General features: G+C 44.9%; 6 protein-coding genes, 1 pseudogene and 1 riboswitch. Of the genes and pseudogenes, 2 read left to right on the top strand and 5 right to left on the bottom strand.

Annotated features, from left to right (window positions below; translation table 11 throughout):
- Window positions 1-15 precede the first annotated feature (15 nt).
- The 5 genes and pseudogenes from ACWNM1_RS26415 to ACWNM1_RS26395 all read right to left on the bottom strand — a co-directional run bounded on the left by ACWNM1_RS26415 (window position 16) and on the right by ACWNM1_RS26395 (window position 6584).
- Window positions 16-486 carry a GNAT family N-acetyltransferase gene (locus tag ACWNM1_RS26415; protein ID WP_449603286.1) on the bottom strand — a complete coding sequence of 157 codons (471 nt, stop codon included), beginning with the start codon at window positions 484-486 and terminating at the stop codon, window positions 16-18.
- Between the two features lie 65 nt (window positions 487-551).
- Window positions 552-1166, bottom strand: coding sequence for a DJ-1/PfpI family protein (locus tag ACWNM1_RS26410; RefSeq protein ID WP_449603285.1), 615 nt, complete (start codon window positions 1164-1166; stop codon window positions 552-554).
- A gap of 60 nt (window positions 1167-1226) precedes the next feature.
- A riboswitch (ZMP/ZTP riboswitch) is annotated at window positions 1227-1305 on the bottom strand.
- A gap of 330 nt (window positions 1306-1635) precedes the next feature.
- The gene (locus ACWNM1_RS26405) at window positions 1636-2550 is read right to left on the bottom strand and encodes a phosphotransferase (protein WP_449603284.1); all 915 of its coding nucleotides are present in this window, start codon (window positions 2548-2550) and stop codon (window positions 1636-1638) included.
- 77 nt (window positions 2551-2627) lie between these two features.
- Window positions 2628-3673: pseudogene (locus ACWNM1_RS26400) on the bottom strand (IS1595 family transposase).
- 265 nt (window positions 3674-3938) lie between these two features.
- The gene (locus tag ACWNM1_RS26395) at window positions 3939-6584 is read right to left on the bottom strand and encodes an adenosylcobalamin-dependent ribonucleoside-diphosphate reductase (protein WP_449603283.1); all 2646 of its coding nucleotides are present in this window, start codon (window positions 6582-6584) and stop codon (window positions 3939-3941) included.
- A 414-nt stretch (window positions 6585-6998) separates the two neighbouring features.
- Between ACWNM1_RS26395 and ACWNM1_RS26390 the strand changes: the two genes are divergently transcribed.
- Window positions 6999-8744 (top strand): DEAD/DEAH box helicase, encoded by a 1746-nt coding sequence (locus tag ACWNM1_RS26390; protein WP_234541793.1) that lies wholly within the window; start codon window positions 6999-7001, stop codon window positions 8742-8744.
- On the top strand, window positions 8741-9805 hold the full coding sequence (locus ACWNM1_RS26385; protein ID WP_449603282.1) for a YqhG family protein: 1065 nt from the start codon (window positions 8741-8743) through the stop codon (window positions 9803-9805). Before ACWNM1_RS26390 ends, ACWNM1_RS26385 begins: the two co-directional genes overlap by 4 nt.
- Window positions 9806-9867: the final 62 nt, after the last annotated feature.

The following is a 9867-nucleotide window of genomic DNA, read 5'->3' as shown; positions in this document are numbered from 1 at the left end:
TTAGCGTAATAACTGTTAGCCCAACCTTTTTACAAAAGTAACTCTATGATAATCTGTTTTAAAGAAATCCTTTTCAAAATCAACTTGCTCATAACCTATATTGCGGTAGAAAATTAACGTATTTTCATTACCAACATGCCCCAAAGTGTGTAGAATCACCTTGTTCCCACCAAGTAAATGAACTTGATTACATATGGTATCAAGAATTTCTTTTCCGATTCCCTTACGTTGACTTTCCTTATGAACTGCTACCCCAACTATTTCATAAAGTCCTCTTTCAGCATCGAAAATATATCCAGCATGACCGAGAACGATATCGGTATGTGCCACGTAATAACCGCAAATCTTATAATCCTGTTTCTCCAGGAAATCAGACCACCTCAATGGGTATTTCTCAATGATGAATTTTGGAAATTGAAGAGGGTGACTTGCCATAATATTTTCAACTTGACTTCGATCATTATCTTCCAATAAACGTATATTCAATCCTTCCCCCCCCTGAATTACTGGAAGCTATTGATAAGTACAACTCCCAGTCGTAATTCTTAAGTTTAACAGTATTCTTCACTCGTGTGCGGCATGAAAATATTAGACAATTTCCCCGCTTGATAGTAAGGGTAATCCATCATCTTTTGGACCTTTTTCACCACATCCTTATTCGTTAGTGATTCAACAAGGTACAACCCTAAATCAATTGAAGCTGAAACTCCTCCGCCGGTTAAAATATTTCCATCACGTACAATCCGAGCCTTAACAACCTCTGTGCAATAAGGAATCAATAATTCGTAAGCAGTTGGATTCGTTGTCGCCATTTTATCAGTTAAGAACCCTGCGGCACCTAAAATCAAAGCTCCCGTACAAACAGACACTTTGTATTGCACATCTCGAGCAGTTTGTATCCAAGATATAAACTCTGTATCGTATCTCAAATCTCTGGTAGGCATGCCGCCGGGAATAAATATCAAATCATACTTAGACAGATCTGGGCTAATATGCTCTATCTGTATTGTCATACCACGGTCGTCTGTAATCTTCTCGCATTTTGCACAGAGATCCCATGACACATTTTCCTTAGCATTTAGAATTTTTAGCCAAGACACCGCTTCATAAAAGCCGACAAAATCCAATGTTGTCATCTTGTCAAAGAGAATATAAGCTACTTTCACTCCATAACACCGTCCCTTTCATGGATAGAAACACAAAAAAAGCATTTGATCTTAGATCAAATACTTTGCCCAGGCGAACGGCGTATGAAATATGTGCTTCCTCGTGGTACTCCACGTTTCGCCAGTCGCACATACCAAATATTTACTTTATTATAGTATGAAATATCTATTTCATCAACTTAATTTTTACGTTATCCTGCCCGTTAGCCATCCATGCATCCTCTGCAATGCACCACAGAGCATGAAAGTTGCCCCGTTCTTTCATGGTAGTTGAACAAAGGGATACCTCTCGGTAGCCCTCTCATTATTGAACTATAGTGTCCCGTTAACGCAACGACTTACTCTGTTAAATTTCGTGTTCCTCAACATAAAGCGGCATCAGAGAAGGCGGATCGTACCTTATCGCGGCCTTTAAACGACAAAATGGTGCCGATAGCCATAGCCCCATAGCCGCAACGAAATAATGAGCCTAATCCGACAGTGCCCGCATGATGTTGGATTTCGCCTCTGCCGCAATCGCTTCATTTCCGTCATCGACCGCTTGCATTAAGATCAGTATGGGGATGTATACCGCGATCAGCCGCGCCAGCAGCTTCGTTTCCTCGTCCGCTCCTCCGTACGTTTCGAAAAACACGCCGCGAGCGTAAGGTGGTAAAAAGCTATAAGCAACGCTCAAATCGCAAGCCGGATGACCTACGCTCAGATCGCCCCAATCAATGATGCCGGAAACGATCCCGTTCTCATTCACAAGCATATTTTTGAAATGAAGATCGCCATGTAGCAGTGCATTCACCGCCTCGACACGGTCCTTTTGCAGCCTGCTAATATACGCTTCGATCACACCGGACTCCTCCGGCGACAAGTGTTCAACCACCTTCGATAGAAAGCCCTCCAATTTCACTTTGCGCGATGCTATGTCCGTCAAGTTTCGATGATCTTGCTGAACTCCGCACTTCAGCGCCGCCTGCACCGGAAACTCATGCAATCTACGCAAAAATTTCGCCAGCGTCTCTGCCGATAAAGCCCGGCGTTCTTCCGTCAAACCGATTGGGAAATCTCCTAGCACGTGTGCATAGCCAAGAAATGGTGCCGGGTATTCGTCACTTGCTTCGCCATAAAACAACGGTTTCGGATAGGGGATGGTTATATATGCCTCCAGCTTTGGCAGCAGCTTCCCTTCCATACGAATCGAGCCAACTGCAATCGTTCTTCTTGGAAACCGGAACACGTACTCGTCACCGATGAGAAAAACCGTATTGTCCCAGCCCCAGCCCAATCGCTTCACTTGCTTCGATGACAGCTGAGGGAATTGTCTGCCGATCAGCGTCCGCGCCTGCTCTTCGTTAACCTCCCACTCCGCATCCCATACATTCGTTCCTCCCATGAATTGTCTGCCTCCTCGTTCCTTACGTTATGTAGATGTTTACATTCCCTAAAAGTTACGCATAACTGCCCGTTTGCTTAACAAGAATAAGCAGAAAGCCGAAGCTTGGTGTTCGTGTCGGTCACAGTAAACAGGCACGATTTGACCAACATATTTTTCTTATTCGATGCGGTATTCTCATATTTCTTGCTGTCTAAGTAACGAAACCACGCCAAGTAATTCTGCAAATACTTTGTTGCAACACCATTGAAGCGATTCATCCATTTCTTCAAGCGGCTGTGGTAGCTGTTTACGTTTTGGCTATGGTACACGCCTTTCACACGTTGTTTTCCGTCGGACTTGAATCGGTAATGAGTCATGCCTTTTGAATTCGCATAGGAGCTAAATGCCCTCCATGAATCAGTGCATAACACGTTTGAGTCAGATAGATGACCACCAATCGCTTCGTCTAATTTTGTAATCCGAATACGTCCACGCCCAAGTACGCCAGAGTAAGTCATTTTCTGACGGTCACGGGCAACCAGCAGCACACTTGATCGTGGCTTATACCACGATATTTCGCTTTGCCGCCACGTTTACGTGGCTTGCGTTCGGCAATATTCCGCTTGCTCTTTTCCGAGTAAAGAAAGTAGGTCTCGTCCATTTCAACAATATCTTGAAATGCTTCGGTTGGAATCTGCTTCAGAGCGGAAAGAATCTTATGCCGCCAGTAAAACAAGGTGACATGCGTGACTTCATCGTTTAACTGCTCTGCACATTTTCTCAGAGAAAAGCCCTCAATCATGCATTCGATAAAACGAACCCACATATGAGGTCGCCTCATTCGTTTCAGAGGGGTGTTCGTAAGGTCATTGAATGTTTGGCGACAGGACTTACAACGGTAACGTTGACGTTTAACCTCTCCAGTGCGTGTTCTTACAACGTATTTTCCAAATCGAACAACAGAATGGTTTTTGCAATGCGGGCAAACAAGTCCATCTTTATGCTTCTGCTCTTGAATTTCATCAATCGCTCGAACTGGAAGTGCCACTCCCTTGGTTCGGGACTGCAAAAAGTAGATAAGTTCTCGCTTTCCATTATCGTCCAACGTATCAGCCAGCTTTTTCAGTTCCTTTAAATCCATGGGCAAATCATCTCCGAACAGTTATATCGCCCTTATTATAGAACATTTGTTCGTAATTATCAAATATCAACAATAAAGTTTAACATAGCCTATTATTAAAAAGCCGATAAACCTTAACAGAAAGGCTTACCGGCTTTAAAACTTTATTCTAATGCATAAACATGAACACGCTTGAATATCAATGATTTTTCTCGTTTATAACGAATTTTTCTCATTTAAAATGAAACATCACACTAAGTTATTCAAATTATTCTATGTCAAATACTTACCCGCAACGACTATACCCACAATTTCCGCAAGTCTTACAACCCTCAATATTAATCAGCGAAGCACCGCCGCAAGAAGGACAAAGGTCACGCGAAGCAGAAGTGTGGTTATGCGCGCCATGTCCGTCCTGACCATCTTCAATAGAAGCTGCCGCAGGAACGCTCGCCTTCAACTCCGCGTTCAACGCTTCATTGAAATCCTCCAGCTCCAAAGTCGCTGCGATAGGTGCAGGCACATGATCATCCTGAGCGTTGTTCAGCACGTGAGTTTCTAGTGCTTTAGCTACAGCATCAGCAATGGATTCAACTCGATTCGCACCGAAGCCGATAGCGCCTGACCCACCGATCCCTTTCAGATGTTTGATCAACAGCTCTACCTTCTCACCATGATCTCCATAACGGAGGAACAAGGAGCAGACACGTCCAAGTGCTTCTGCCATCGCAAAGACGTCAGAGCCTGCTTTACCCACATTCAGGAAGATTTCTGCCGGCGTACCATCTAGATCATTGATCGTAATATATGCCATGCCGAAAGGTGTGTTGATTTTATAGGTTGCGCCGCGCAGAACCTGCGGACGTTTTTTGTATTGTTTATCCAGCTCTTTTGTAGTTACTTGAGACGCTGGACTTGCTGCTACAACACTTGTGCTTGCTTCTACAGTAGTTGTAGCTTCCTCTGCCGCAACCAGAGCGGCTTCTTTTTTGTCTTCCTTCTTCGAGGTTTGCAGAACTTGCACATCACGGCTACCATCACGGTAGATCGTAACCCCTTTACAGCCCAGATCGAAGGCCATTTCATATAGCTCAGCCGTCTCTTCTACTGTGAAGTCAGACGGGCAGTTTGCAGTTTTGGAAATCGAGCTATCTACCCAGCGTTGAATCGCTGCTTGCGCACGAATATGATCTTTAGCTGACAAATCCATCGAAGTCACGAAATAATCTGGCAGCTCTTCACCTGGATGAGCTTCAAGCCATTCTTGGGCGATTGGAACGAACTGCTCATCGTAGCCAAGGCGACTTTGACGGAAATATTTGAAGGCGAAATAAGGCTCAATACCTGTCGAGGTGCCTACCATTGTACCTGTGCTACCTGTAGGTGCTTGTGTTATCACTGTAACGTTACGCATGCCATGTTTACGAATCGCTTCACCAACCTCTGGATACGTTTCGAGCATATTTTTCATAAAGCCGCTCATTAAGTATTTCTCAGTATCAAAAGCTAGGAAGGATCCCTTCTCACCAGCAATCTCTGCAGAAGCAAGGTATGCTTCACGAGCCATAAAGCCGTAAAGCTTGTCCAGAAACGCCAAAGATTCCGGGCTACCGTAACGGATGTTCAATTTGATCATCAGCTCAGCAAGACCCATCGTTCCGAGACCCACACGGCGTTCGTTTTTCTGATTCGCTTCATTTTCCGGGAAATGATAAGGGGTCTTATCAATGACATTGTCCAAGAAACGTACGGAATAACGCGTCGTAGTCGCGAGATCTTCCCAGTCTACATCGTGATTCTTCTCATCGTAGAATTTGGACAGGTTCACAGCGGACAAATTGCAGACTCCCCAGCCTGGCAGTCCTTGCTCCCCACATGGGTTCGTACAAATGATTGGATTAAAATACCAGCTGTTGGACATCTGATTGTAGTATTCCATGAACACAACGCCTGGCTCAGCGGATTTCCAAGCGGATTCAATAATGGTGCGCCACACATCACGCGCTTTAACGGTGCGATAATGAATAACGTTTTTGCCCGCAGCCTTCCACTTGTCTAGATCGCCATCCCACACATCGTTGTACTCTGGATCTGTAGTATCTGGAAATACGAGATCCCAATCCAGATTTTCTTTTACAGCCTTCATAAAGCTATTGCTCACACATACCGAAAGGTTCGCATTCGTAACTTGACCCATCGTTTGCTTTACGGTAATGAAGTCCTCCACATCTGGATGCCAGTCATTAATCATGAGCATAAGTGCACCACGGCGGCTACCGCCTTGTTCAATTAATCCAGTGGTATAGCTAAACAGACCGCCCCAAGATACAGAACCACTAGAAGAACCATTAACACCTCTCACAATTGCCCGGCGTGGACGTAGAGAGGATAGGTTAATCCCTACACCGCCACCACGAGCCATAATTTCTGTCATTTCAGCCAACGTTTGCATAATGCCGCCACGGCTATCTTTTGGAGAAGGAATTACATAACAGTTGAACAGGGTTAGTTCTTCACTAGCGCCTGCACCAGCAGCAATTCGTCCACCCGGTACGAGCTTCCAATCATCCAGAATCGAACGGAATTTACCCGCCCATTCTTCTTGAAGCTCAGGCGTCTTCTCCACAGAAGCCATAGCTGTAGACAGACGATCCCACATTTCCTCTGGTGTTTTTTCTATATTAAGCGTCAGCTTTTCAACATCTGATTTCACGAGTTCGCCGCTGCGCGTCTTCACGGTTACGATTCTGCCGTTACGTTCTACGATCTCTCCGACTTCCTTCGTGGGAAACTTCGGATCATCCTTTGTTAGAACGAGTACAACATCGCCCACTTTAGCATTATTGCTGTCGGCATCCTTCCAAGCATAACGATCCAAAAATATTTTTTCACTTAGCCCTTCAAGGCGTTGCTTACGTTCCACTTTACCCAATAGAAAAACCTCCCGCAATGTAGTAAATATTAGTTCCAGTTCAGGTGTGGGCGTACATTTTGTGACCCACAACAAAAACTTCCTTACACTTATCTTCCGTCTTACGGGTGTATGTAGGAAGTTCATCTTGTCAATAACAAATAGCAGCTACGCACTTTAAAAAATCACATTTTCATGCTTTTGTCACAATATATTGTGTGCGTCAGCTTTTAAACTATACCACATATTGTATCGAAGGTCTTTTTCGAAAATAGAGTCAAGCAGCCGAAATATCGCAAACCTTGCCGCGTTTTCTCGCTTTTACTCTCTTTTTTAAAGGCTATCAAGAAAAATAGAAGGTTATGAATTCTCTTGTTTAAGAGCATACTACTCCTACGAATGATGATATAAATTAACACCTGAGGAGGCTGTACCATGACGCAATTATTCCGTAATTCTCTACCTCACAAAGGTGGAAAGTCAGCGCCTATACTGCCTGTTCCTCTTTCTTTTGACCGGAATTGGCTACAGGATCTAGAACTTAAACTAGATAAAGGTGGTCCGTGGGGAGACTACCGTCTGTCCAAACTTGCTGTGCAAGGTGAACAAACGGGTCTAGTAACCAGCTTCGATGAGCTGCAATGCATGAAGCATTTATCCGGATTATCCCCGCTTCCTCATCAGCTCGATACCGCACATAAGGTTTTGTTTGAGATGTCGGGCCGCGCGATTCTTGCAGACGAGGTTGGACTAGGAAAGACGATTGAAGCAGGACTTGTACTCAAGGAATATCTTGTTCGCGGTCTAGTCTCTAAAGTGCTTATTCTGGTCCCCGCTTCCCTCGTTTTGCAGTGGGTCCGCGAGCTGAATGCCAAGTTTGGCATCTCTGCTGTTGCACAGAAAAAAGCATATTCCTGGGGGAATGCGATTGTCGTCGCATCTATGGATACCGCGAAGCGCGATCCTCATAAAGAAATGCTGCTGGAAAATGAATATGACATGTTGATTATTGATGAGGCCCATAAGCTGAAGAATAAAAAATCAACCAATTATCTATTTGTACAGCAATTACGCAAAAAATATTGCCTGCTCCTAACCGCTACTCCCGTTCAGAATGATCTGGGCGAGCTATTTAATTTGATCACTTTACTGAAACCGGGGCAACTAGGAAATCAGGGTGATTTTGCTTCGAATTTCGTCGTTGATAAACGCCAGCCTAAGAATGAAGGTCAGCTAAGAGACGAGCTATCGAAGGTGATGATCCGCAATCGGCGTGGCGAAGGTCCAGTTAATTTTACGAAACGAAAAGTCCGTAATATTCCGCTAGTTCTTTCACAGGAAGAGAGAGTATTATATGACGCTGTCACTTCTTTTGTTAAAGATCAGTATCAGGAGTCAGGCGGTAATCTTAGCAGCATGCTTTCCTTGGTAACGCTTCAGCGTGAGGTGTGCAGCAGTAGGGATGCCGTCTTCATCACTTTAGTGAATCTGATCAAGAAGCTGCCTGCTGATTCGCCGAAACGCGATCGGATGATGGAGCTATTGCAGACACTTCGTACGGTTAAGACCAATACCAAAGCCGAAACAACACTATCTCTCATTCAAGAAATGAATGAAAAGGTCATCGTTTTTACGGAGTATCGCGCGACTCAAGAATATTTGCTTCAATATTTCCGCGAACATGGGCTAATGTGTGTTTCTTATTCCGGCGGGATGAATCGTGGTAAAAAGGACTGGATGATGGACCTCTTCCGCGGTCGTGCTCAAGTCATGATCGCTACTGAGGCGGGTGGTGAGGGCATAAACCTGCAGTTCTGTCACCATATGATCAACTTCGATTTGCCTTGGAATCCCATGAGAGTAGAACAGCGGATTGGGCGGGTGCACCGGTTAGGTCAGGAAAATGACGTGGTTATCTATAATTTGTCCACGCAGGGCACGATTGAAGAACATATTCTGCATCTGCTACACGAGAAGATCAATATGTTCGAAATGGTCATTGGCGGGCTGGATGTGATCCTGGAGCGTTTTGAGAAGAAAGAATCGCTTGAGAAAAGTTTATACAAAATCATGCTCGAATCCCGCTCCGATGAAGAGCTGCGACATGAGCTAGATCATATCGGTGAATCCCTAAGTGAGTTGACTCAGGGTATTAAAAAGGAAAGTGAGACTGCGACATGACCCTCAACTCACAGGAAGTACGTAAACATGTAATGGACTATCTGGAGGCGACAGAATGCTCCATTATTGAAGTATCGCCCATTCACGTAACTGTAAAGCTATCGCCAAGAGCTGACAGAATGCTTACAGATCGACCTTATTATTGGGGATTCGTGGAGCGTACTGGTGTTGATCCGGAGACACTCTCTTTCACCTTTGTTTTCGATCCGGAAAAATACGACAGCCAGGCAGCTATAGAAGTTCCGCCAACGGTAAATCGCAGCACCCGGGCATTGAACCCGCCAATTACCGGAAACCCAGCGATGGGCACCACAACAGATGCTGAGGCTAGCGCAGATCTATTGAATCCAACAACACCTGAATCTAATGTGGTTCATGTCCCCTCCTCAAATCCAGAAGATAGCATCCTAGCCCGCTACTTCGGTATTGTACCTGCATTGCCCCGAATTGGGCCCGGTATGATAAGACGTGAAGATATCATCTATGGTAGCAAGCGCCTGCAGCAAATTTGGAGTGCGGCCCAAGATGAAGGGAAATGCCTTTACTTATTCGAAGATCCCGGTAGCAGGCAGCGGAATACACTCTTCTCTGCAGCCTATGAACCATGGCTCAGCGTCTGCTATAAAGTGGAGATGAGCTGCGATTTGAAACGAGAAGAACTGCATTATCTTGGAATATCGCTGACAAAAGGGACCATCATTGATGACTTTAACACTAAGATCGCCTCGCGGGAGATGATTCCCCGTTTACCAGAAAACGTCCATATTCAGCCTTATGAATTAACAGTGACAGCCGCTACAGATTTATTAGAGGCTCATCTTACCTCTCATCTAGCCGAACTCGATTACACTTGGGCAGAACAGGCACGTGAGCGTCTTAGAATCGAGCTGGCTATCATTGATATTTATTACGGAGAGCTGCTGAAAGAGCCGGATGAAGAAAAACGTTTAGGCACTCAAGAGCAGTATAACCGTCGTCGACAGGAGACCATCTGGCAATATGAGCCGCAAATTGCAGTTTCTGCGATAACCTACGGACTGTTTCATCTGCGAAGCCTATAGAATGCGACCCTACTCGCTAAAAGCAGGCAAAAAAACAAGAGAACTTTTGCCTTGAGGCGCGA

This window comes from Paenibacillus sp. Marseille-Q9583 (assembly GCF_976954365.1).
The sequence above is the reverse complement of the archived record's forward strand: the minus strand, read 5'-3'. Positions and strand labels throughout refer to the sequence as shown.

Bases quoted from the DNA above. Each gene is read 5' to 3' on its own strand.
- ACWNM1_RS26405 (WP_449603284.1), bottom strand. From the start codon at position 2,550: ATGGGAGGAACGAATGTATGGGATGCGGAGTGGGAGGTTAACGAAGAG.
- ACWNM1_RS26390 (WP_234541793.1), top strand. From the start codon at position 6,999: ATGACGCAATTATTCCGTAATTCTCTACCTCACAAAGGTGGAAAGTCA.
- ACWNM1_RS26385 (WP_449603282.1), top strand. From the start codon at position 8,741: ATGACCCTCAACTCACAGGAAGTACGTAAACATGTAATGGACTATCTG.